This is a genomic window from Vreelandella zhaodongensis (assembly GCF_013415115.1).
GTDB classification, from domain to species: Bacteria; Pseudomonadota; Gammaproteobacteria; order Pseudomonadales; family Halomonadaceae; genus Vreelandella; species Vreelandella zhaodongensis.
Map to the genome: position 1 here is coordinate 236,001 of NZ_JACCDD010000004.1, position 22,676 is coordinate 258,676.

The 22,676-nt window shown below is 54.7% G+C and carries 20 protein-coding genes; 8 read left to right on the forward strand and 12 right to left on the reverse strand.

Annotated features, from left to right (window positions below; genetic code table 11):
- Positions 1-25: 25 nt before the first annotated feature.
- From csiR to gabT, 5 genes are all read left to right on the forward strand, one after another.
- Entirely contained in the window at positions 26-715 is a 690-nt protein-coding gene (csiR, locus tag HZS79_RS09165; RefSeq protein ID WP_179927671.1) for a DNA-binding transcriptional regulator CsiR, read from the forward strand.
- A gap of 83 nt (positions 716-798) precedes the next feature.
- Positions 799-1,977, forward strand: a complete 1,179-nt coding sequence (locus HZS79_RS09170; protein WP_179927672.1) for an acyl-CoA dehydrogenase — start codon at positions 799-801, stop codon at positions 1,975-1,977.
- 19 nt (positions 1,978-1,996) lie between these two features.
- Complete coding sequence (locus tag HZS79_RS09175) at positions 1,997-3,211, forward strand: CaiB/BaiF CoA transferase family protein (protein WP_179927673.1); 1,215 nt, start codon at positions 1,997-1,999, stop codon at positions 3,209-3,211.
- A 240-nt stretch (positions 3,212-3,451) separates the two neighbouring features.
- Positions 3,452-4,255 carry an EAL domain-containing protein gene (locus HZS79_RS09180; protein WP_179927674.1) on the forward strand — a complete coding sequence of 268 codons (804 nt, stop codon included), beginning with the start codon at positions 3,452-3,454 and terminating at the stop codon, positions 4,253-4,255.
- Between the two features lie 136 nt (positions 4,256-4,391).
- Positions 4,392-5,666 carry a 4-aminobutyrate--2-oxoglutarate transaminase gene (gene gabT / locus HZS79_RS09185; RefSeq protein ID WP_179927675.1) on the forward strand — a complete coding sequence of 425 codons (1,275 nt, stop codon included), beginning with the start codon at positions 4,392-4,394 and terminating at the stop codon, positions 5,664-5,666.
- 48 nt (positions 5,667-5,714) lie between these two features.
- On the opposite strand, the gene HZS79_RS09190 is transcribed toward gabT, so the two are convergent.
- The 4 genes from HZS79_RS09190 to HZS79_RS09205 form a co-directional block, all read right to left on the reverse strand.
- The gene (locus tag HZS79_RS09190) at positions 5,715-5,963 is read right to left on the reverse strand and encodes a YkoF family thiamine/hydroxymethylpyrimidine-binding protein (RefSeq protein WP_030069625.1); all 249 of its coding nucleotides are present in this window, start codon (positions 5,961-5,963) and stop codon (positions 5,715-5,717) included.
- Positions 5,964-5,981: 18 nt separating this feature from the next.
- Entirely contained in the window at positions 5,982-6,803 is an 822-nt protein-coding gene (locus HZS79_RS09195; RefSeq protein WP_179927676.1) for an alpha/beta fold hydrolase, read from the reverse strand.
- A 138-nt stretch (positions 6,804-6,941) separates the two neighbouring features.
- Positions 6,942-7,988: a DNA polymerase IV gene (gene dinB, locus HZS79_RS09200; protein ID WP_179927677.1), complete on the reverse strand. Its 1,047-nt coding sequence runs from the start codon at positions 7,986-7,988 to the stop codon at positions 6,942-6,944.
- A gap of 63 nt (positions 7,989-8,051) precedes the next feature.
- Positions 8,052-9,527: a protein adenylyltransferase SelO family protein gene (locus tag HZS79_RS09205; RefSeq protein WP_179927678.1), complete on the reverse strand. Its 1,476-nt coding sequence runs from the start codon at positions 9,525-9,527 to the stop codon at positions 8,052-8,054.
- A 70-nt stretch (positions 9,528-9,597) separates the two neighbouring features.
- On the opposite strand from HZS79_RS09205, the gene HZS79_RS09210 reads away from it, so the two are divergent.
- Positions 9,598-10,239, forward strand: a complete 642-nt coding sequence (locus HZS79_RS09210; protein WP_162218193.1) for a DNA-3-methyladenine glycosylase — start codon at positions 9,598-9,600, stop codon at positions 10,237-10,239.
- Here the strand turns inward: HZS79_RS09210 and HZS79_RS09215 are convergent.
- A complete protein-coding gene (locus HZS79_RS09215) occupies positions 10,236-11,075 on the reverse strand; it encodes an NAD-dependent protein deacetylase (protein WP_179927679.1) in 840 nt (279 codons plus the stop codon). The two genes, HZS79_RS09210 and HZS79_RS09215, sit on opposite strands and share 4 nt — an antisense overlap.
- Before the next feature lie 115 nt (positions 11,076-11,190).
- On the opposite strand from HZS79_RS09215, the gene HZS79_RS09220 reads away from it, so the two are divergent.
- Together HZS79_RS09220 and HZS79_RS09225 are read left to right on the forward strand one after the other, a co-directional pair.
- Positions 11,191-12,363: a UbiH/UbiF/VisC/COQ6 family ubiquinone biosynthesis hydroxylase gene (locus tag HZS79_RS09220; protein ID WP_179927680.1), complete on the forward strand. Its 1,173-nt coding sequence runs from the start codon at positions 11,191-11,193 to the stop codon at positions 12,361-12,363.
- Between the two features lie 77 nt (positions 12,364-12,440).
- Positions 12,441-13,637, forward strand: a complete 1,197-nt coding sequence (locus HZS79_RS09225) for an E22 family MetX-like putative esterase (protein WP_179927681.1) — start codon at positions 12,441-12,443, stop codon at positions 13,635-13,637.
- Positions 13,638-13,809: 172 nt separating this feature from the next.
- Here HZS79_RS09225 and HZS79_RS09230 read toward each other — a convergent pair whose 3' ends face one another.
- The 7 genes from HZS79_RS09230 to HZS79_RS09265 all read right to left on the reverse strand — a co-directional run bounded on the left by HZS79_RS09230 (position 13,810) and on the right by HZS79_RS09265 (position 22,584).
- Complete coding sequence (locus tag HZS79_RS09230; protein WP_179927682.1) at positions 13,810-14,772, reverse strand: ribonuclease Z; 963 nt, start codon at positions 14,770-14,772, stop codon at positions 13,810-13,812.
- A gap of 118 nt (positions 14,773-14,890) precedes the next feature.
- On the reverse strand, positions 14,891-15,184 hold the full coding sequence (locus HZS79_RS09235) for a HigA family addiction module antitoxin (protein ID WP_030069600.1): 294 nt from the start codon (positions 15,182-15,184) through the stop codon (positions 14,891-14,893).
- A 162-nt stretch (positions 15,185-15,346) separates the two neighbouring features.
- Entirely contained in the window at positions 15,347-16,117 is a 771-nt protein-coding gene (locus HZS79_RS09245; protein WP_179927683.1) for a hypothetical protein, read from the reverse strand.
- Between the two features lie 83 nt (positions 16,118-16,200).
- Positions 16,201-17,070, reverse strand: a complete 870-nt coding sequence (locus HZS79_RS09250) for a DUF7281 domain-containing protein (protein WP_179927684.1) — start codon at positions 17,068-17,070, stop codon at positions 16,201-16,203.
- Positions 17,067-18,296, reverse strand: coding sequence for a hypothetical protein (locus tag HZS79_RS09255; protein ID WP_162218200.1), 1,230 nt, complete (start codon positions 18,294-18,296; stop codon positions 17,067-17,069). Before HZS79_RS09255 ends, HZS79_RS09250 begins: the two co-directional genes overlap by 4 nt.
- On the reverse strand, positions 18,293-18,922 hold the full coding sequence (locus tag HZS79_RS09260; RefSeq protein WP_179927685.1) for a condensin complex protein MksE: 630 nt from the start codon (positions 18,920-18,922) through the stop codon (positions 18,293-18,295). The genes HZS79_RS09255 and HZS79_RS09260 overlap by 4 nt, the downstream gene beginning before the upstream one ends.
- Positions 18,919-22,584 (reverse strand): ATP-binding protein, encoded by a 3,666-nt coding sequence (locus HZS79_RS09265; protein ID WP_179927686.1) that lies wholly within the window; start codon positions 22,582-22,584, stop codon positions 18,919-18,921. The genes HZS79_RS09260 and HZS79_RS09265 overlap by 4 nt, the downstream gene beginning before the upstream one ends.
- Positions 22,585-22,676 lie beyond the last annotated feature (92 nt).

Consider the following 22,676-nt stretch of genomic DNA (forward strand, 5'->3'; position numbering starts at 1 on the left):
CCCACCGCTGATCTAAGGAGTTACCATGGAGCACGATGCGCCGCGCCCGAACCTCGCTATCAGCGCCTATCGCGCCCTGAAGCACGACATCATTCGCGGCCGCTATGCGCCTGAAGAGAAGCTTTTAATGAGCCGTCTCAAGGAGTATTACGGTGCCAGCACTGGTCCGCTCCGAGAAGCGCTTTCCCAGTTAGTTGCCGACCGCTTGGTGATTGCGATTAGCCAGCGCGGCTATCGGGTAGCGCCAATGTCGTTGGCCGAGCTAAACGATATTTACGACGCGCGTGCTCAGTTAGAAGGCTTGATTTTACGCCTGGCCATTGAACGCGGCGACGACGACTGGGAAGCCAACGTACTCGCCACTGCCCACCGGCTGGCTAAAGTGACCGAAGTGAGTTCACCAGATGAACTTCTCGATGGCTGGGATTTACGCCACAAGGCATTTCATACCGCTATTGCTAGCGGCTGCAGCTCGCCGCATCTATTACAGATGCGCGACACGCTGTTTGATCAGGTAGAGCGCTACCGCCACCTATGGCTGCAGGAAACGGTCATGTCTCCCCAAGCGCTGGAAATCAAACGACAAGAACATGCTGCCTTAGTAGACGTCATTCTTGCCCGCGACACAGAGCAGGCGGCTAATCTCATGCGTGACCACTTAATGACGCCTGTCCCGATTATTACCCGCGTCCTCAAGGCACGAGGTATTAATTAAATTCTTTATGTTAAAATGTAGATATTTTAACAAAACGGCGATACATTGAAGCGTATCAATACAACTATGTAGGAGTTCACGCCATGACCCACTTCAACTGGGACGACCCACTGCTGCTCGAACACCAGCTCACCGATGAAGAGCGCCAGATTCGCGATGCAGCCCACGACTACTGCCAGGAAAACCTGCAGCCACGCGTGCTGAGTGCTTTTCGTGAAGAACGCTTTGACCGTGAAATCATGAGCGAAATGGGTGAACTTGGCCTACTGGGCGCAACCGTCGCCCCTGAATATGGCGGCTCAGGCGTGAACCATGTGGCCTATGGACTGATTGCTCGCGAAGTAGAGCGCGTCGATTCAGGCTACCGCTCGGCCATGAGTGTACAGTCATCACTGGTGATGTACCCGATCGAAGCCTATGGCTCTGAAGAGCAAAAGCACAAATATTTGCCTAAGCTCGCCAGCGGTGAAATGGTCGGCTGTTTTGGTTTAACCGAACCGGATCATGGCTCAGACCCTGGCTCAATGATCACTCGGGCAGAAAAGGTTGACGGCGGCTACCGCTTAACCGGTGCAAAAATGTGGATTACCAACAGCCCGATTGCGGATATTGCCGTAGTTTGGGCGAAATCCGCTGCCCACGACAATCAAATCAAAGGCTTTATTGTTGAGCGCGGCACCGAAGGCTTCAGCACACCCAAAATTGAAGGCAAGGTATCACTTCGTGCCTCCATCACCGGCGAAATCGTGCTGGATAACGCCTTTGTCCCTGAAGAAAACCTGCTGCCTAACGTTAGCGGCTTAAAAGGCCCCTTCGGCTGCCTGAACAAAGCCCGCTTCGGTATTGCTTGGGGTGTCATGGGCACCGCTGAATTCTGCTGGCATGCCGCCCGCCAGTACACTCTGGACCGCAAGCAGTTTGGCCGCCCATTGGCGTCTAATCAGCTGATCCAGAAGAAACTGGCAGATATGCAGACCGAAATCACGCTCGGCCTGCAAGCTGCCCTTCAAGTGGGTCGCCTGATGGATAGCGGTAACTGGGCCCCCGAAATGGTCTCGCTGATCAAACGCAATAACTGTGGCAAAGCGCTGGATATCGCCCGCGTTGCACGTGATATGCACGGTGGTAACGGTGTTTCCGACGAGTACGGCGTGATTCGCCATATGGTGAACTTGGAATCGGTAAATACCTACGAAGGCACTCACGACGTACATGCCTTGATTCTTGGCCGCGCCCAAACCGGTATTCAGGCGTTTTTCTAAACGGCGAGCGAGGCATCCGATGAGCACAGCAACCAAGCCACTAGCAGGCATCAAAGTACTCGACATTTCCCGCGTACTGGCTGGCCCGTGGTGCGGGCAGATGCTCGCGGACATGGGAGCTGATGTGATCAAGGTAGAGCGCCCCATCAGTGGAGATGACACTCGCCACTGGGGCCCTCCATGGCTCTCTGGCAGTTCAGAGTCGGCCTACTATCTCTGCGCCAACCGAGGCAAGCGCTCGGTCACCGTCGATATGGCCAAGCCTGAAGGCCAGGCATTGATTAAGCAGCTAGTAGCCACCTCAGATGTGCTACTCGAGAACTTCAAAGTAGGTGGCCTGAAAAAGTATGGCCTGGACTATGAAAGCCTTAAGGCACTGAATCCTCGGCTTATATACTGCTCAATTACCGGTTTTGGCCAAGAAAGCCCTTACGCACACCGCGCCGGTTACGATTTCATGATTCAGGCGATGGGCGGCATCATGAGCCTGACTGGCAAGCCTGATCATGAACCCGGTGGTGGCCCCGTTAAAATCGGCGTTGCTTTTACCGATATTTTCACCGGGCTATATGCCGCCAATGCGGTGCTGGCAGCGCTTTATCAGCGCCACATCACCGACAGTGGTTGCCATATCGATATGGCGCTGATGGACGTGCAGGTGGGTGTGCTGGCGAACCAAGCGCTCAACTACTTAACCTCCGGTCAAGTACCTCAGCGGCTGGGGAATGCGCACCCCAATATTGTGCCCTACCAAGCGTTTGCCACAGCAGATGGTCATATGATTGTTGCGGTCGGCAATGACGAACAGTTTAAGCGTTTCTGCCAAGTGATCGACCAACCAAACCTGCCGCTAGACCCGCGGTTTGCAACTAACGGCGCACGCGTACAACACCGAGAAGTACTGGCTCCGCTGTTGGAAGTCGTATTATTGACAAAGAAAACTGACGAATGGCTGTCAGCCTTTGAAGCCGCCGGTGTACCCAGCGGGCCAATCAATACCTTAGACCGCGTCTTTGACGATCCCCATGTCAAAGCACGTGGCTTGAAGCAAACGCTTCCCCACAGCCAAGCCGGTCACGTCGATTTAGTCGCGAATCCTATCCGTATCAACGGCGAGTCCATCAGCGCCCAGACTCCCCCTCCTTCACTGGGTGAGCACACGCAGCAGGTGCTTGACGAGCTAGGCATTACCAGAGAACAGCGCCACGCACTGCAACAAGCAGGCATTATTTAACGCTCGCTATTAAACGCCTTCTCGTATCGACTTAACGCTTCATCGTAGCGCCCACTTGGGCGCTTTTTTGTTGGCTCAACGCACTCTGAAATTTCTATACAAAACCTATACGAAAAGTTAACAAGCGACTAAACTGATTTCGTCTATGATTATATAGTTAAAAAAAATTTCAAATTAACCGGCAAAGGCTGAAGTAAATTGGCCAACGGGTAACTTGGCGCACTGCTACAGGGGGATTTCATGGGTCACTGCGCACGGGTAGATGGTAGCTGTAAACGATGTGAGGGGGAGCTTCCTTTTGATTTTACGATGGCCTTCCAACCCATTGTGGACGTGTCACTTGCTCGGGTAGTGACTCATGAAGCGCTAGTACGAGGTATCAATGGTGAGTCTGCCTGGAGCGTTATTTCTCAGGTGACTGACGACCTACTGTATCGTTTTGATCAGGCTTGTCGCGTTAAGGCGATTGAGATGGCCAGCGCATTGAACATGCCAACAGCGTTATCGATCAACTTCTTACCCAATGCTGTCTATGAGCCGGAAGCCTGCATTCAAGCAACGCTCGATGTTTCTCGGCGCGTTGGCTGGCCAATGAATCGGCTAATTTTTGAAATCACTGAAACCGAGCGAGTACGTGACCGCCAGCACCTTCGCAATATCATCGAAGCCTACCGCGAAATGGGCTTTAAAACGGCCCTTGATGATTTCGGCAATGGCTATGCCAACCTGGATCTATTAACGGACCTAACACCGGATAAGCTCAAAATCGACCGCGAGCTGGTGATGAACTGTGATCACGACACACGTCGCCAAGCGTTGCTTAATTCCATCGTTTTGCTAGCCCAAGAGTTAGGCATGACGCTCATTGCGGAAGGGGTAGAAACACGTGCAGAAGCGCTATGGTTAGCGCGCGCGGGCATTGATCGCCAACAGGGGTTTTTCTACGCCAAACCAGCTATTAACTCCCTAGGCCCAGATCTTGTCCCTCTATTATTAGACTTAAGAGAAGAGGTATGTGTAGGCTTAGAAGCATCGAGCTACTGACACAGATTGTTTACCTATTACACCCGTTTTATCGCCCAAATAACGATTCTGAAACAATGACGACTGAATCTGTCATATAAGCAGTGACACTGCACATCTTGCACAAGCAATACCCAACATCCAAAGGAGTTGAGCCATGAGCAACGCCGAGCTAAACGAACTAAAGCAGAAGTATGTCGCAGCGGGTGCTGCCAGCCCCGCCACTGCTTTTGCGGATCGCGCTGAAAATGCTGAGATCTGGGACGCCGACGGCAACCGCTTTATCGACTTCGCAGGCGGCATTGGCGTTTTGAACGTAGGCCACCGTCATCCTAAAGTGGTTGCTGCGGTGAAAGCCCAGCTGGATAAGGTCATGCACACCTGCCAAACAGTGATGCCTTATGAAGGCTATGTAAAAGTTGCTGAAAAACTTAGCCACCTCGTACCGGTTCGCGGCCACGCCAAAGTCATGTTGGCTAACTCCGGGGCAGAAGCGTTGGAAAATGCCGTTAAAATTGCCCGCGCTGCCACCGGCCGCTCTAACGTCATTTGTTTTGACGGTGGTTATCACGGCCGTACGTTCTACACCATGGCCATGAACGGCAAAGTTGCCCCGTATCAAACCGATTTTGGCCCGATGCCTGGTACGGTATTCCGCGCGCCTTATCCGGTGCCCTATCACGGCGTCAGCGAAGACGAGGCCATTCGTGGCCTGAAAATGACTCTGAAAACCGACGCTAACCCAAAAGATACCGCCGCTATTATCTTAGAGCCAGTGCTTGGAGAAGGTGGTTTCTATCCTGCGTCCAAGAGCTTCCTGGAAAAGATCCGCGAAATTTGCGATGAGCATGGCATGCTAATGATCATCGATGAAGTGCAGTCGGGCTTTGGCCGTACCGGTAAAATGTTCGCCATTGAGCACAGCGGCGTTGAGCCGGACATGATGACCATGGCGAAAAGTATGGCCGACGGCATGCCAATCTCTGCGGTTGTTGGCACCGATAAGGTCATGGACGCCTCAGGCCCTAACTCCCTCGGCGGCACCTATACCGGCAGCCCCACCGCCTGTGCCGCTGCCCTGGCGGTGATGGACGTGTTCGAAGAGGAGAATATTCTTGAAAAAAGCCAAGCGTTGGGCGAAAAGCTAGCGGCTCGCTTTGGCGAGTGGCAGACCAAGTTCGACTGCATCGATAATGTGCGCAACATGGGCGCTATGGCGGCATTTGAGCTGGTCTCAAACAAAACGGATCGCACACCCAATGCAGAACTTGCCGCGGCGCTGTGTAAGAAAGCCCGTGAAGAGGGGTTAATCCTGCTCTCCTGCGGCATGTACGGCAACACGATTCGCTTCTTGATGCCTGTCACCATTGAAGACAGCGTACTCAACGAAGGGCTGGACATTATTGAATCCTGCCTGGAATCGCTGGTTTAGCTGTTATTAGCGCCAACATAGACGCCGCCCAAATCGGGCGGCGTTTCTTTAACGTGGACGTCGATCGCCTTCGAGGAAATTAGCTGTAAAAACCGCTTTTCCATGAGTCTCAAACGACCACTTCATGACATCGCTTAAAGCGGCCATCACCGCATCGAATTCCCCAAACACCTGGGTACTCATTCGATTAGGGTGTACTTCTAACCCGGTGGCTTCCAAACGTTTTACCACGTCTTTCACCACTGGCTTAAAATCATCGGCCAGCGGGTAATAGCTTAGCTGTACGGAAAGATACATCCTGCCTCCTTATGCGCTTTATGCTCGCTTACTGGTTCCCAGCTCGAAACGCTGCCACGCCGCCAATATGGCTTCCCGGGTTTCATCCGGATGCTCCATAGGGAACATGTGGGTACCGGGAACCTCGCTGATCGCTAACCCACAACGCTGTAGCCGCTTGACCCGTTTAGGGGTGAGTAGGTGCGACTCCTGCCCTGCCACCAAGTGGATCGGCACACCGACTCGACGTGGCAATCCAGAAAGGTGGTCGGGCAGATGGCGAAATATCTCTACCTCAACCCCAGGGTCGAAGGTTAGCTCAGCGCTACCGTCATCTAGCAAGCGCGTGCCTGCTTCAATGTAGTCGTTCAACGCCTCTGGGGTAAAGCGGCGAAATAACCCACGGCGGCGTAGCGAGTTGGCCATCGCTTCTCGGCTAGGCCACACACTGCGCCGCCCCTGGGTTTTACCAGCAGGCGTGATGCGATCCATAAAGCCAAACCGCTTCGCCGCTTTCATCACCCAGGCATCCGGCCCCAGCATCAACGGCGGGTCAAGCATAATTACGCCGCAGAAGCGTTCTGGCTGTTTATCTGCCGCCATGGCCATCAGGGTACCGCCTAATGAGTGACCAACCCCCAATAGCGGTGTGTCTGTAACCGGCAAGTAGCTCAACAGTTCATCGACTAAATTGCCCCAGTTATGGTTCACCGGGTAATCCGGGTGATGCCCCAATCGATCCAGCGGATGGAGGTCAAACGACTCTGCCAGTGGTTCCAGCAGCGTGCGATAGCTTAAGCCAGGAAAGCCATTCGCATGGGCGAACACTAAACGAGGGCGTTGGGTGGCATGGGCAGACATGGGTCGCTCGCAGGGTAATAAGACAGGAAAGCAGCGTGGGGCAGCATCCACGCTATTTAGTAATTAGACAGACTATCATACGTCTGTTTTAACTCGCCTTTGAATGAGCGTCAATCGACATAAGTATTAACAGGCTAATTAAAACAACGAGAGTTGTTGAACGGTGGTTTCTTCTGCCAAGCGGTAGCCGACGCCTAATAGCCGAACTGGCCTCTCCCCTCGTGCCCAACCAATAGTTAACAGAGATTCGAACTGATCCAGGTTAGGCGCGGGGTCGGCGTGTTCCACGGTGGTTTGGGTAAAGTCGTTGAATTTCACCTTTACCATTAGCCCGCGCACAGCGGGCGCTGGGTCTAGTCTGGCATATCGCCGCTCTAAGTCGTTGAGCAGGTCGGGCAGCTGCTGGCGGCAAGCTTCTAGCGTAGGCAAGTCTTGGGAGTAGGTTTGCTCGGTGCTGATCGATTTCCGCTCACGGTGGGTTTTCACTGGCCGCTCGTCGCGCCCAAAGCTAAGCTCAAACAGTCGATGACCGAAGCGGCCAAACTGTTCGACCAGCTCAGTGAGCGGACGAGCCCGCAAATCCGCACAGGTTTGGATACCCAACCCCGCCAATTTTTCAGCGGTGCGCGGCCCTACGCCGTGGATTTTCTTGACCGGTAGCTGCTGCACAAAGCTATCAATGTCGTTTGGTGTGATCACAAACAGGCCGTCCGGCTTGCGCCAGTCGCTGGCAATTTTGGCAAGAAACTTATTGGGTGCGACACCTGCCGAGACGGTAATGCCTATTTCGCTTTTCACACGCTGACGAATCGCTTCGGCCATTCGGGTGGCGCTACCGTTGCACAGAGTGACATTGGTCACGTCTAAAAAGGCTTCATCTAGCGAGAGCGGTTCAATCAGTTCGGTCACATCGCGATAGATCGCAAACACCTGGCGTGCCACCGCTTTGTATTTGGCCATGTCACCACGAATCACGGTCAAATGCGGGCAGCGTTTGAGCGCCTGGGCCATGGGCATGGCCGAGTGGATGCCAAATTCGCGGGCGGGGTAGTTACAGGTGGCGACAACCCCGCGCTGCTCAACGCTGCCACCTATCGCAATAGGCACGTCGTTAAGCGCTGGGTTGTCGCGCATTTCAACCGCTGCGTAGAAGCAGTCACAGTCGCAATGAATAATTTTGCGCACAGGTTGCCCTTGCCTCCGCCCTCACCTGTAAATAATTACAGTCTACCACAGAAAAAGCCGAGATTAGGTGCCGCAAAACGTTCTCAGTACCTGTTCGTTTTCCGTTGCTGGGGCTGCAAGGCGGCGTGCTTCTGCGGATTCCTCAAAGGGCTGGGTGACCACAGCAAGTAAGCTGTGAAACGGCGCAAAATCGCCCTCGTTCGCCGCATCGATAGCCTCCTGAATGCGGTGGTTGCGGGGGATAATCACTGGGTTAGCACGCCGCATAGCGTCTAAGCGCTCGCTGTCTTGTCTGGCAACCTGTGCGGCTTGCCACTTATCTAACCATGTCGCCAACTCATTGGGTTGAGTCGTCAGCGCCAGCAGTGCTTCCTTATGTGTTTCACTTGAAGTGCTGGCGTAGTGTGTCAACGCATCAAAGGTAGCGGTCATATCCATCCGTCCCTGGTGCATCTGACTTTTCAGCATCTCCATTAGCGGTACCGCTTGGTCGCTGTCTGCTGCAAGGCCGAGCTTATCCGCATGCAAGCGGCGCTGCTCGGCATCAAACAGTGGTTCAAAGCGGCGGATGATATCGGTGGCCTGCTCGACGACGGTATCGCCCTCTTCGCGCATCAGCGGCAGCAGCGTTTCTGCGAAGCGAGCTAGGTTCCATTGAGCAATGGCGGGTTGATTATCAAAAGCATAACGCTTGCCTTCATCAATCGAACTATAGACCTTTTGCGGATTAAACTGCTCCATAAAGGCGCAGGGGCCATAATCAATGGTTTCTCCAGCAATGCTGCAGTTGTCGGTATTCATCACGCCATGAATAAAGCCAAGGCTCATCCACCGCGCCACCAGCACCGCTTGGCGGGCAGCCACGGCCTCTAGCAAAGCTAAATAAGGATCATCTGCACTGGCCGCTTCTGGGTAGTGGCGCTCAATCACATGGTCGGCCAGCGCTTTCAGAGCAGCTTCATCCCGGCGTACCGCAGCAAATTGAAAGGTGCCCACACGAATATGGCTGCTGGCCACACGGGTAAATACCGCGCCGGGCTCAGGCAGTTGGCGTATCACCCGCTCGCCACTGGTCACTGCCGCTAGGGCGCGTGTGGTGGGTACGCCCATTGCAGCCATAAACTCACTGACCAAATACTCCCGTAGCACTGGGCCTAGCGGCGAACGACCATCGCCGCCACGGGAAAATGGCGTACGGCCGCTGCCTTTGAGCTGCACGTCGCGCCGCATGCCGTCCTGGTCGATAACTTCCCCCAGCAGCAGTGCGCGGCCATCACCCAGCTGCGGTACAAAGTTACCAAACTGATGCCCAGCATAGCCCAGCGCCCGTGGCTCTGCGCCTGGTGGCAATTGGTTGCCACTAAACCATTGGGCAAGGGTGGCATCATCAGGCTTACCCTTCATAGCGATATTCAGCCCTAGCGTTTCTGCTAGGCACTCATTAAATACAATTAGTGTGGGGTGGCTCACTGGCGTTGGCTGGCAGGCAATCCACAGTGGCTCGGGAAGCGTTGCAAACTGGTGTTCAAATGACAGCACGGGCGACTCCGCTTTTAAAAGAAAGGGCTAACGAATACCCTAGCAGCTTACTCAAGTAATTGGCGATATCATGGAGCACACTGACCCATTAACTGACGTTAATAGACTAGCCAACACAGCGGCGTTAGCCCCTCTTTCACGCGACTTTTATTGCCGTGATACCCTTGCCGTCGCTCGGGACCTGCTGGGATGCCAACTGGTTCGTTACTACGAAGGTGAGCTGTTGGTCGCAAAAATTGTCGAAACAGAGGCCTATCGGGGGTCCGAAGATTCAGCTTGCCATGCACATCGGCGCAAAACGCCGAGAACGGAGGCCATGTTTGGGCCACCAGGACACGCCTACGTGTATCTGGTGTATGGCATGCACTGGCTGCTGAACGTGGTCACACAGCCAGAGGGCAATCCCTGTGCAGTGCTTATTCGCGCGGTGGAGCCAGTGGTAGGCGAAGCAGCCATGCGCGCGCTACGTGATGTAAAGGGCCGCAATCTCACCAACGGTCCCGGCAAGCTAACCCGCGCGCTGCATATTGATAAAACGCTATATGGTCATGATATGACTCAGTCTAACGCGCTATGGATAACGGCGGGCGAGCCACCCGACGCCGTTGCCTCTGGCCCTCGCGTAGGTATCGATTATGCCCAGCCCGCCGACCGCGATGCCCCCTGGCGGCTGTGGAGTGACGGTAACCCCTGGGTCTCAAAAGCGCGTTAGTGACACTTCAAGCACATAACTGCGTGCTCTAGCACCGGCGTTAACGGCGCACGCCACTGATGGGTTAGTAGTGCATCGGCGCGAGTGACGCCCAGCGACAGCGAGGCCACCGGCAAGCCCATGGCGTGGGCGTCGCGGCAGAAGCGGTAGCCGGAATACACCATCAACGAAGTGCCCACAGCCAACACGGCATCAGCGTTTTGCAGCCCCGCCTGGGCCGCCAAGCGCCGCGCTGGTGGCACCACATCGCCATAATAGACAACCTGGGGCTTTAAGATGCCTTGGCAGCGCGGGCAATCCAGCACCTTAAACGTCGAAAAATCAGTTTCTAAATCCGCATCGCCGTCGGGCGCATGGCGGGCATCTAGCGCTGCAAAACGCGGGTTCATCCTGGCCATTTCGCTGTGCATGGCATGGCGCATGAGTTGATAACCGCAAGTCATGCACGCCACTACGTCTGCTCGACCATGCAGATCAATCACCTTGCTGGAACCTGCCCGCTGATGCAGGCGATCCACATTCTGTGTCACCAGCAGTTCCACGTAGCCCATGGTTTCCAACGCCGCCAGCGCCTTATGCGCACCGCTCACTTGGGCTTCACGCATGGCCTTGAAACCGATCAGCGCCCGCGCCCAATAACGCTGGCGCACAGCAAGTGAGGCCATAAAATCGCCATGTTGTACCGGCGGCGGTCGCTTCCACTGCCCGTCGGCATCGCGGTAATCAGGAATGCCGCTGTCCGTGCTTACTCCTGCGCCAGTAATCACCCACAGTTTAGGGTGGCGCTCAATAAAACCCGCCAGCGCCTCACCCGCCTGCGCTATGCTATTTATCATTTCCACGGCCTGCGTCAATGGATCACCCTATGCAACACTGCGACAAGTAACCGATACTGTATGACAATAAAGGGTCGTGCAATATGTCCTCGTTATTCAACGTAAGGAGTGTCTCATGCAGTGGGATCACGAGATTATCATTGTCGGTGGTGGCATGGTGGGTGCCGCGCTGGCGGCCCGGTTAGGGCACACCGGCATGTCGGTTGGGCTGGTAGAACGTGGCAGCGCCCCCACCCCGCCCAGCGGCGATTATGACCTGCGTATCTCCTCACTTAATGCCCGTTCGCTGGCATTTGTAAAAGTGAGCGGCACCATGCTTCCCGAAGAGCGCTGCTGCCCGTTTCGCCATATTGATGTCGCCAACCAGGATGGCTCCGGCCATTCACTGTTTTCTGCCCAGGACAGCGGCATGGACGACTTCGGTATTTTTATCGAAAACCGCACCCTGCAATATGCGTTGTGGCAGCGCTTGGAGAACCTCCCCAGCGTGACCTGCTACACCCAGTGCGCACCGCTCAGCACCATGGCGGCCAGCACCGGCCGCATGCTGGAGCTAAATAACGGCAAAACCTTAAGCGCCCGCTTGATTGTTGGCGCGGATGGCGCGCATTCGACGCTAAGGGAACTTGCTGGCATTGGCGTTAGTCGCTACGACTACCATCAGCGGGCGATGATTATTAACGTGGAAACCGAGCTACCCCAGCAGGATATCAGCTGGCAGTGTTTCACCCCCACCGGCCCGATTGCCATGCTTCCCTTACCCGGCCATCGTGCATCGCTGGTGTGGTATGACAGTGACGAAGCCACCAAAGCCCGTGAGCAGCTATCCAATGACGCCTTAAAAACAGCCATTGAAGCGGCCTTCCCCAAGCGGCTTGGCAAGCTAACCCGTGTGGTCGCAAAGGCGAGCTTTCCAATTAGACGCCAGCACGCCAAGCGCTATATTGGCAAGCGCTTAGCACTGATTGGCGATGCCGCCCACGTGGTGCATCCGCTGGCAGGGCAAGGGCTGAATATTGGCCTGCATGATGCCGACACCCTGGCAGAGCTGATCGTCAAAGGCCGCGACCCCGGTGACGCCATCAGCCTGCACCGTTTCGAATGCCAGCGCCGCCTGGCCAACCAAGCGATGATTGCTGCCACCGACAGCTTCCACCACCTGTTTACCGGCGCCAAGCCCTTGCGCAAGTTGGGCGACCTGAGCCTGCACCTTGCCGAACGCGTACCATTCGCCAAACGCATGATGATGCAACAAGCCAACGGGCTAAACCCATTTAAAATGCGCTAAAGCCGACTACGCTAAGAGGGTGGCAACGCAGCCGTTGCCAACAATAATCATAATAATCCCTCATTTAAGGAAGGCGTATGCTCCTCAAGCAACGACACTCTTTATTGACCGTGGTGACGTTCACCAGCCTCGGGTTACTTGCAGCATCACCGCTACTGGCCTGGGATGGCATCGTCGAAAAACAAACCTTCGAGATGCAAGACTTCACTACCCAAAGCGGCGAAACAATTCCCGAACTTGCGGTGGGTTGGGAAGCCTACGGTGAATTAAACGACGCCCGTGACAATGCCATCTTAATCACCCATTTCTTCTCTGGCACCAGTAACGCAGCAGGTCGTTATGACCCAGATGGCGAGCCAACCGGCTACTGGGATGCCATCATTGGCCCCGGCAAACCACTGGATACCGACGAGTACTACATTATTGCGTCCGATACGCTGGTGAACCTCAACGCCCACGACCCTAATGTCACCACCACTGGTCCCGCCTCTATTAACCCAGACACCGGCGAACCGTGGGGAATGGACTTTCCTGTGGTAACGATCCGTGACTTTGTGGAGGTACAGCGGGCATTGTTAGAGAGCCAGGGCATTGAATCGCTACACGCGGTCATGGGCGCCTCCATGGGGGCGCTTCAAGCGTTTGAATGGGCTAGCGCGTACCCTGACAAAGTGGACAGGCTGATTCCCGTTATCGGCGGCGGCGTTGCCGACCCCTGGTTACTGGCAACGCTTAGCGCCTGGGCAGCGCCCATTCGCTTAGACGCCAACTGGAATGAAGGCAACTATTACGATGGCGAGCCACCCACCGATGGCCTAAAAGAAGCGCTCAAGCTCGTCACCCTCAATGCCAATCACTGGCAGTGGGCCAACGAAACTTTCAACCGCGACTGGGCCGATGCCGAGCGCGACCCCGCTCAGGATATCAACGCCCGCTACGCCATTGAGCAAACGCTGGATGACGTCGCCGCCGCCCGCGCCGAGCTTTCCGATGCCAACCACCTGCTCTACCTGGTTCGCGCCAACCAACTCTTTATGGCGGGCCACGGTGACTCGTTAGAAGAAGGGCTGGCCGCCATCGACGCCCCCACGCTGATGCTCTACAGCGAAAACGACCTCGTCTTCGCCCCCGAAGGCGTGCGCCGCACTGCCGAGCTGATAGAAGCCGACGGCACCGAAGTAACGCTTGAAACCCTAGAAGGCAACCGCGGCCATTTAGATGGCGTTGTCGCTATCGACCAAGCCAGCGAAACGCTGCGAGCGTTTTTGAAATAGCTCTTAAGACAGTTCTTGAGACAGTTCTTAAGGCAGTTCTTAAGGCAGTTCTTGAGGCTGCTTTTGAAATAACGAAGTAAGCGCTGGCTTCTCCGGAAGCCAGTGCTTGAAGACTACGAAGCGTTGCTGATCGCCCAACTTCGGTATCACTACTGATAAACGCGTGGAAAAACTACTCGCCCACCATCTCAGAAAAGCAACCCGTTTTTTCCAAGCTGTATTCGCCAAAATCCCGCGCCAAGAAAAGCGAGCCTGAATAGGCGCCCTCAGCTTCTTTGCGGATGTCCTCGATGGACGGCGATGCATGGGCACCTAACTGATAACGAGGGCTGAAGTGAGTCAGCACCAAATTAGGTAGCTTTATCGATTCGGCAAAAGCAGCAACAAGTTTGGCGTAGCTATGTCCCACATCGCCGGCCTTCTGGGCCATCTCTTCGGTATAGGTGGCCTCATGTACCAGCACCTGCGCCTCTGCACACGCCTCGCTCAATAAGTCAGGCTGGTCATTGTCTCCAGCGATCACTACTTTCCTGGGCTTATTCTTAAAAATTAAGTAGTCATGGCTTTTTAACTGCTCACCTGCAAACTCACTATCAACCCCTTGCTTCAACTGCCCCCACAACGGCCCTCTCGGAATCCCCTTTTGCGCTAGCTTATCCACGTCCAGGGCAGCATCAACCTTTCGCTCTGTAAATGCATAGGCATAAGACGCCACCCGATGTGAAAGTCTGAAGGTCTCAACCGCGATGCTCTCAAACTCAACGCTTTGCAGATCGTCTGAGGCGATAAACTCCAGGGCGAAAGGTAAGCATAGCTGCGTCACCTCGCAGGTTGCCTCCAACCACGTTTGGATACCTGTGGGCGCAACAATAGTCAGCGGCGCTTTCCGGCCCCCCATGGCGGCACTCGCCAGAATGCCCGGCAGCCCATAGCAGTGGTCGCCGTGCACATGGGTAATCAAGATAGCCTTCAAAGAATGGAACGACAGCTTGGTATGCAAGACCTGATGCTGGGTGCCCTCACCACAATCAATCAGGTACCAGCCCTTCCCTTTGCTTTCACGCAAAGCGATCCCAGAGACATTTCTTTGTTTGGTGGGCACACCGGCGGAGGTGCCGAGAAAGAGTAGGTTCATATCGCGTCCGTGCTTTCTCTATTAGAAACCTGAACCTAGTCTGGCGGCATACAGATTTCCAATAAGTTTGGTTGCTCAGCTTTTTACAACAGGATGCCAACAACAACAGTGACAATCATTAAGCGGCCTCAAAATCCAATGGCTGCAGGTCGTCCAAATTAATTGTGCTGCGAGCCATCCATAGATCATACATATCCTGCATTAATAGCCAGCTCTCTGGGGTACGTCCGAGAACCTTCGACAAGCGCAAAGACATTTCAGGGCTAATGCCACTATCCCCTTTGAGCAACCGTGACAAGGTGGATGGTGAAACACCCAAGTTGGAAGCAAGCTGACGGGAGCTGATACCAAAAGGCTCTAGGTAAACTTCCCTAATAAATTCGCCAGGATGCGGCGGATTATGCATCGTCATTAGTGATAATCCTCATAATCAAGAATGTACGCATTGCCATCTCGAAATTCGAACGTCATGCGCCAATTTCCGTTGATCTTCAACAGTTTACTCTGTCACACACAGTCACTTAACTCTGATATATCGAAGCACTTCATTGAAGAAAATAAACAACCTAACCTTTTAGCCCGCAGCTTTTATTTCTTTAATTCTCAAGTATCTAACCACCGCCTCATTTTTAAACTTTGTTCTCTTATTCAATAAAGCCAACCTTTCAAGCAGCGGAGAGTCATCACTATAAAGCAATTGACTTAAATTAAACTCTAAAAGCCCAATTGTTGTATGAAACTCTGACAAAGCCTCAGCAATATCAACAGCATCTTCAAACTCCTGAGGATTCTCAATAGAGCTTAGAAGCTCTAACACTTTACAAAAACACAACTCTACATTTGCAACTATCGATTTAACAAGATCAATATACTCTTCTGAATGTCTTTTTTTAGCACTTTTTGAAGAGTAAAACCCAAAAATAACGTCTCTCATCGCTCCGCTAGGAAAATCTATATACTTAGATCCGTCAGTATAAACATTAACTTTATACCCACTAGACTTAGATTTACATAAAATACTATCAAACTGCCTGCCCACTGGCTCATCTAACTTCGAATTATAAATATCAATTAGCTTTACCAGTTGCTCTCTACGATTATGAGCCTTTAGCGAATCCAGTTGATCTTGATGATTCTCATTGTTTTTTCTAATACTAAGATATAGAAAAATAATAGAGATCAAACTAAAAAGAGGGGAAAGAACGCCACCTACAAATGAGCCAAAAGCCCCCCAGTCCGAATTATTCAAACTAATACCACCACCGCTATACATACCAAAAACCAACCACCAAATCAATAATGGAATAAAGTATACAATAACAACTATAGCCGTAAGCTTTTTCATACCACCTCATAAGAATATAACAGCGATGACCTTTCTATCTAAGCCAACCCTACTTCATTTGCTTACCCGAGTATTCTTTCCCATCACTTTCCCAACCCCACACACACCAACTCCCCTCCGAACCATTGCTGCTTTAGCCCGCGCTGTTTTTCCAGCAGGGCTAAGTACGGGCGTAGGGGGTGGTGGTTGGGTAATGTAACGTGCAGCTGGCGTAGGCGGCGCTGGAAAGGCAGTTGTTCGGCGGGTTGGTGCAGTGGCGTGACGTTTTGGGCGAGCCATTCGATGTCCGGTAGTAGTAGATGTGTGGCGCCACTGTCTAGGGCCAGGGTCACGCCTTTGGCATCGAAGTCACCGGCGTAGAGGTGTGGCCGGTTGGTTTTGCGCCATGCTTTTGTCAGTTCGGCAAAGCCGCCGCCGTAGTGGCTGTCGCCACGATAGATCACCAGCGGGTTGGCGTAGCCGCTAAGCGCTTCTATCTCGGGTGAAAACACGTAGAAGCTATCCAGGTTTTCCACCTGAACGAGCGCCCCAAACACGGCCAGCTTCAAGCCGCTTACATCAACATCGCGAATGCTGCGCGGCTCTGGCGCAAGCCACGCCGAGGGCTGCGGCGGCAAGTTGATCAGCACGCGTTTTGCGCGTGGCCCTTCGCGGCTGCTTTTATCTTCCTCGACGCCTTCTGCTGCTTGAGCGGCACTATTTAAGCCACTTAACGACCGCCCTAGCGGTGCCAAGCGCGCACTCTCTAATAGGTCATTGATTTGTGTTAGCAAACTTGCGTCAAAACGAAGTGTTTGGCTGGAAAGCCGCATGCCCAGGTCAATATCCTGCTGGTGACACCACGCCACCACATCTTCTACCCACTGGCGACGCGGCTTTTCTACCCAGGGCTTGCGGTTAAGTTCTTGGGCCACACTGTTAAGCCCCGCACGGGCACGACCAGTTAACGTCATACCGCCACCGCCAGTGCGACGTCATGAATCAGGCGCAGATCGTTAAATGGGCTGGCCGGTGATTCGTCTTGGTGTAGGCGAAACGCTTGCTGCTCGCTACGCGGCAAGCCCTGGTATTCGGAGATCACCTGAAACAGCCAAATTTCATCGGGCCATTCGAGGTGACTGTCGTACAGATAAGCGAGGGCGCTAATCGGCTCGGCGGGGGGCTGATCTAACACCGCAAGATAAAAGCGTTCGACATCTTGTTTAAGCGCCTGTTGGCGAGCGGCGGCGAGGCTATCTTCCGGCGTGAGCGCAGGCACTGCCGACTCGACGGTTTGCGTGGCATGGCGCGGGGTTGGCAATTCATGCAGCAGCTCTGCCAGCACGCGGCTTTCTAGCGCCCGGTCTAGCGCTGGTGCAGCGGCGGCATGTAACGGCACGGCGTGGTTGAATAACGCAGGTACGTCGCTGCGTTTCGCGTAATTACTCGGCACAAAGCCTGGATGTTCGCGCATGAACGCGACCATGCCGCTGATCAGGCGGCTGCGTGCCTGCTGTTTGCGAAAGCGTGCCATTAGCTCGATTAATCGTCGCTGCACTTCCCGCAGGCTGGTGTAATGGTGGCTTAAGCGTTGCTGTAGCTGGCTGATCAGTAGCTTGCGCAAGCTGCCATCGCTGCCTACTAACGCAATCAGCTCGTCGAAATCGATCAGTGCCAGGCCATCCAGCAACCTAACAATCTGCTTCTGGGCGCGGTCGTTTTCGCGGATCTTATCACTCAACTGGCTAACAAAGCCGAAATCGCTATTGAGCCGCTGCCAAAGGCTATCAATGGCATCGGCAAAGCGGCCGTTCAGATCGTCCACTTCCTGGCGCAGGCGCAGCAGTTGCTGCTCCTGTCGCCAATGTTCACCTCGGCTGCGGGCCTCACGGTAGCTGTGCACCAACGAGCGCACTAGCTCAAGGGTTTCCGCGACATCGGCATTTACATGGCGGCGGGTTTCGTCGGCGAGCATTTCAGCGATCAGGTCGCGCACCTTGGGAGAGAGCTTTACGCCGCTCTGCTCATCTGGCCGCCATAACACCCGAGCGGCCAACAGCTTGCGCAGCGCACTGTCGTTGAGTCCGTCTAACGGCACGTCATCACGAGTGTAGCCCTGCATCAGTCGTTCAGCATGCTTGCCCAACAGCGCCAGCCGTTCAGCGCCGGTTTTTAGCAGACGGCTTTCCAGTTCACTCACAGCAGCGCCTCCTGGGCACCCTCTTCCTGCTCCACGTCAATGGGCAAGTTTTCCTCATCGCGGATAAAGCGCACCACCTCGATCAGGTAATCAATTTTACCGGTGACCACAAACACCTGACGCTCAGTGTGGGGCTGAAGCAAGTAACCATGCTCTTTCAAGCGCTTAAATAGCTGCTTTACTTGGGCATCTAACTGGTCGCTCTGGGAGCCAAAGAAGCTGTCTGTGGCCAGCCTTTCCAGGCGCTCACGCAGGCTTTGGTTATCTTCGCACTTAGCACTGAACTCGGCGGGCTTAAGAACATCGCCAGGGGCTGCCAAGGTGTCGCGGCCTAGCGCCTCTTGAACCAGCTGCAACCATTCCAGCAGCGGCAACAGGCTGTTAACCGTGTCACTCAGTTGGCGCGATAGCTGCTCCCGAGCGCCTTCATTAAGCTGTCGCCAAGCTAAAAAGTAGACACTGCCTTCATCATTGCTCGCCAGCCTGCGATTGAGCGGGCGCAGGTAGTCATCAATCGCGTCGCGGGTCTCTTCATTTGCCAAGTGGCGAAAGGCGTTGTCATCACTGACGGCGCAGACAAACTCGCCAGCCAGCAGGCGTTCCAGTAGCGGGCCGTGTTCGATCATGCGGTCACCTCTTGCTGACGCTCCTTGATCCGCTTCGCAAGCGGGCTAAGGCGCGGCTCAATACGTTTTAGCAGGCGCTGGTTGGGCTGGTTAGGGTTCCGCTCAATCAGGTAGCGATTAGCGAACAGCAGCAGCACATCCGATTCTGGGTTGGGGAAAGCCCCCACAATGTGGATGCGGTTGCTGTCACAAGCATCAAACAACTTTTCGACATTGTGATAGGCCAGCGTGCCGATTTCATCAATCGGCCAATGGATAGCGATTTGCGCATCCCCCCGCAGTAGCCGCGTAAACGCCAGCAGAAACTTACACAAAATCAGGTAGGCCATGCCATGACTGGAGGACTCCAACAACTGGCGGTCGTTTTTGATCACCAGATCAGTGCCGCCTTCGTTTAGATGCAGTTCAAGGCGCAGCAGGCTTTCGAAGCTGTACTGCTGGTCGCTGCGCAGCAAATCGACTACATCGGCCAGCGCATTAAGGTAATCGTCACTGGGCAGCATCTGGCCAGATTCCCGCCACGCTTTGTAGCGCTGGGCAAACAACTTTAAAGGCTCCCAGAAACCCAGCTCATCGATCGTCGATTGAATGCGCACTTCCGCTTTGCTGATGCCCTCTAAGCGCAGGTCATCCGCTACTTCGTCGGAAAGCCGACGGCTTTGCGCACTGATACGGCGGTTTAAGTCGCGGAAGACAATAAAGAATTTATCCAGGTCATCGCTTAAATTGCGCCCTTCCTGAATCAGTTGCTGCTGTTGATCTTCTAACAGTTTTAACATGTCGCGCAGCAGCGGCAACACTAGTCGCGGGCTGTCGTTCGGCAGCTTCTCGCGTTCGCTTTGCAGTGCATCGGCAAAGCCGCTGCTGGCATCTTTAATCAGCTGGCTTTCTACCTCCAGACAGCCCCGGCGCAGCTGTTCAAGCTGCTGATGGCGGCTGGTTAACGCTTGGCGCGCACGCTCAATGCGCTCCTCCATGTCACCTACGGCATCCGCTAAGGGCGCCCCCTCTGAAACGATGTCCAAACTTTCCAACTGGGCCAGCAGCGGCTTAAGGGCTTCTACACTGCCGTGGGCATTTGCGCGCTGAATTTTTAGCTCATTAACCGCTGATTGATGCGCTTCACGTGCGGCCTGGAAGTCGTTTTTGAGGCGCGCTTTTTCACGTTTCAACTGCTGGTCAAGCTGAACAAGCTCCGCTTCCTGCGCCACCAGCTGGGGCTTGTGCTGGCTCCACTCCACGCGCATAAAGCGTTGGTACTCGGTGAGTTCTTCCTGGCGAGCGGCGATTTTACGAATGCGCTCATTCTGTTGCTCTATGCGTTTTTTCGTTTCCTGAAGCTGCGCGGGGTCCACGCCCTGCTCGGCAAGTTCCTGGCTGAAGGCGGCTTCCAGCTCATTGCGCTGGCGCTGATGTTCCGCGTTGGCATCGTTGAGCTGCTGCTTGTACTGGCGTAGCTGCGCATCCAGGCTATCCAGCTGGTTTTGCGCATCGGCTTTTAACTCCAGCAGTTGGCCCTGATGGGTCTCGGCCAGCTCGGCAAGCGACTGGCGTTTCTCTTCACGCAGTTCGGCCTGGGCCTGCTCCTGGCGAGCCAACGCCGCTTGGTGCTCCGCTCGGCGTGCCTGCTGGCGCTTGGTATGGCGCTCTTGCTGCTGGCGGCGAGCCTCAAGGGCATACTCCACTTCCTGTTCGGCACGCTGATACCCCATGCGCGCCTGATCTTGGGCCTCGTCGGCCTGTTGCACCCGTTCGTTGTGCTGCTTTAGGGCTTTTTCGGCAGCGGCACACTCGGCTTGGGCGCGCTGTTTAGCGCCATCCGCCTCTTCAATCGCCGCCAGCAAACTGGCTTCGTCTTGGGCGTAATCCGGCAGTGCAATGGCGCTTAGGTCCAGCGCTAACCCGAACAGGTCGTCGCTAGCGCCTTCAGCAAGCTGCGGGGCGAGGTCTCGGCGCTCAAGCAGTTCTGGGGCAATGACCTTGCCGAGTTGCTGCTCCCAGCCGGGGCGATGGTAGCGCAAGAAGTGGCGCAGGCTACCCTGCTCGGGGTCGCGCTGTTGATAGAGTGCATAGCAGTGTTGTTCGGCCCGCTCACGCTGCTGGCGACACTGCACCAGCTGCTGCTCGGCGGCATCGCGTTCACGTTTGTGGCTTTCAAGCTCGCGGCGCAGCGCTTCCAACGTGGCGGCGGCAGCGCTGCGTTCCTGCTGTGTTTGGTCTAAACGCGCCTGGGCAAGCTCGGCTTCTTGAGCCTCTTCAGCAGTTTGGGTGGGCATCGCCAGCTGCGCTTTTAATTCGGCAAGCTGCTCAACACCCAGTTCTAACTGCGCTTGATACTCACCTTCTAACCGTTGACGCTCTTGCTGATAGCGCTCGTTATGCTGCTGTTCGGCTTGCCACTGCTGCTCTCGGCGTTGGGCTTTTTCCTCGACCAGGGCATCTATCAACTCCTGATTTTCTTGAGTTTGCCGGGCAAGTGCTTCGGAAAGCTCGCGTAACCGGCCATCTAAGCGCGCCTGGCTCTCTTTTACCGCATCTTGCATAACTTGCAGGTGCTTCTGAAGCTGATCACGCTGATCACGCCACTGTGGCAAGGCGTTGATGTCCCGCTCCAGGCCGGTCATGTCAGCATCAGCGTAGTGCTCAAACTGGGTTTGCAGGTCATTCAAGCGACGCTGAGTGTGCTGTAAGTCGCTCGCAACTTCACTGTGGCGGTCGTTCAGCTCATCGCGCTGCTGGGTGTAGGCATTTTCACGCTGCTGGAATTCGCGCTGGTGGCGGTTTAACTCGCCATCCAGATCCGCAATGCGCTGCTCCGCCTGCTGATGATCGGCGCTTAGCTGGGGTTTCAACTGCCACAGCGTGATCTCTAACTGGGCCAATTCGCGGTCAATGCCGCCAAGCTTGGTCAGCGCGGCTTGCAGCGGCTCCAGGCGCATGGACTGGCGCATCTGGGCAATCCACTCCCGCGCTTTGGCACTGCGAATACGGGTGACCGGTAGCTCAACGCCATCCTCTTCGAAAATTGCCGCCAGCATGGTTTTGAGGGTATCCATCTTGCCCTCTTTCGCATGCACAGCAGAGACCAATTTTTCGATATGACGAATACGCCGTTCAGGGTTAACCAGGCTAAACTGCGCTGCGATTTGGCGCAGTTTTAGGCCGTCGCGGCTATTACCGTGAAGCTGGGTAAAGTCGTTTTGGATCACCGAGCGAAACTCGGAGGTAGCCCCCAGCTTGGAAGAGACAGGAATCCCGCTGCGGCGCAATCCGCTAGACCACTGCGGGTACTCCAGCGCCAAGGGGCCTTTTTCAGTTTCGATCAGATAGTCTTCTGGCCGATAAGGGGCACCGACAAAACGGTACTCCACGCCGCCTTCCTGCTTGCGCGTCAGCACTACTTGGCAAACATTGCCTGCTTCGCGGCGGTATTCGTAGACGAGATAGCTTTGACGAGTGGGCAAATAGAAGGCATCAAACTTCATGCGGGTTTTCGGCACCACCTTATTGGGCAGCTCACCATAAAACACCGGCACTAACCGCTGAAGCGTGGTTTTGCCTGACGCGTTGGTGCCGCAGATATTGGTGTGGCCATCCACATTGAGCTCAACCACTCCCGACAAGTGGCCGTGAATCATAACGATGCGTAGCAAATGCGCCATGCCGTGTCCTTGATCGTCAAACGTCCGAAAAGGCTATCTTGCCAGACACAGAGCGTGGCGGCATCTGTTCAGGTGTAGACTATTCATTTATG

What these genes read in the sequence shown, in the direction of transcription:
- csiR (WP_179927671.1), top strand. Translation starts at nt 26, where the DNA reads ATGGAGCACGATGCGCCGCGCCCGAACCTCGCTATCAGCGCCTATCGC.
- HZS79_RS09170 (WP_179927672.1), top strand. Translation starts at nt 799, where the DNA reads ATGACCCACTTCAACTGGGACGACCCACTGCTGCTCGAACACCAGCTC.
- HZS79_RS09175 (WP_179927673.1), top strand. Translation starts at nt 1,997, where the DNA reads ATGAGCACAGCAACCAAGCCACTAGCAGGCATCAAAGTACTCGACATT.
- HZS79_RS09180 (WP_179927674.1), top strand. Translation starts at nt 3,452, where the DNA reads ATGGGTCACTGCGCACGGGTAGATGGTAGCTGTAAACGATGTGAGGGG.
- gabT (WP_179927675.1), top strand. Translation starts at nt 4,392, where the DNA reads ATGAGCAACGCCGAGCTAAACGAACTAAAGCAGAAGTATGTCGCAGCG.
- HZS79_RS09190 (WP_030069625.1), bottom strand. Translation starts at nt 5,963, where the DNA reads ATGTATCTTTCCGTACAGCTAAGCTATTACCCGCTGGCCGATGATTTT.
- HZS79_RS09195 (WP_179927676.1), bottom strand. Translation starts at nt 6,803, where the DNA reads ATGTCTGCCCATGCCACCCAACGCCCTCGTTTAGTGTTCGCCCATGCG.
- HZS79_RS09210 (WP_162218193.1), top strand. Translation starts at nt 9,598, where the DNA reads ATGGAGCACACTGACCCATTAACTGACGTTAATAGACTAGCCAACACA.
- HZS79_RS09215 (WP_179927679.1), bottom strand. Translation starts at nt 11,075, where the DNA reads ATGATAAATAGCATAGCGCAGGCGGGTGAGGCGCTGGCGGGTTTTATT.
- HZS79_RS09220 (WP_179927680.1), top strand. Translation starts at nt 11,191, where the DNA reads ATGCAGTGGGATCACGAGATTATCATTGTCGGTGGTGGCATGGTGGGT.
- HZS79_RS09225 (WP_179927681.1), top strand. Translation starts at nt 12,441, where the DNA reads ATGCTCCTCAAGCAACGACACTCTTTATTGACCGTGGTGACGTTCACC.
- HZS79_RS09230 (WP_179927682.1), bottom strand. Translation starts at nt 14,772, where the DNA reads ATGAACCTACTCTTTCTCGGCACCTCCGCCGGTGTGCCCACCAAACAA.
- HZS79_RS09235 (WP_030069600.1), bottom strand. Translation starts at nt 15,184, where the DNA reads ATGACGATGCATAATCCGCCGCATCCTGGCGAATTTATTAGGGAAGTT.
- HZS79_RS09245 (WP_179927683.1), bottom strand. Translation starts at nt 16,117, where the DNA reads ATGAAAAAGCTTACGGCTATAGTTGTTATTGTATACTTTATTCCATTA.
- HZS79_RS09250 (WP_179927684.1), bottom strand. Translation starts at nt 17,070, where the DNA reads ATGACGTTAACTGGTCGTGCCCGTGCGGGGCTTAACAGTGTGGCCCAA.
- HZS79_RS09260 (WP_179927685.1), bottom strand. Translation starts at nt 18,922, where the DNA reads ATGATCGAACACGGCCCGCTACTGGAACGCCTGCTGGCTGGCGAGTTT.
- HZS79_RS09265 (WP_179927686.1), bottom strand. Translation starts at nt 22,584, where the DNA reads ATGGCGCATTTGCTACGCATCGTTATGATTCACGGCCACTTGTCGGGA.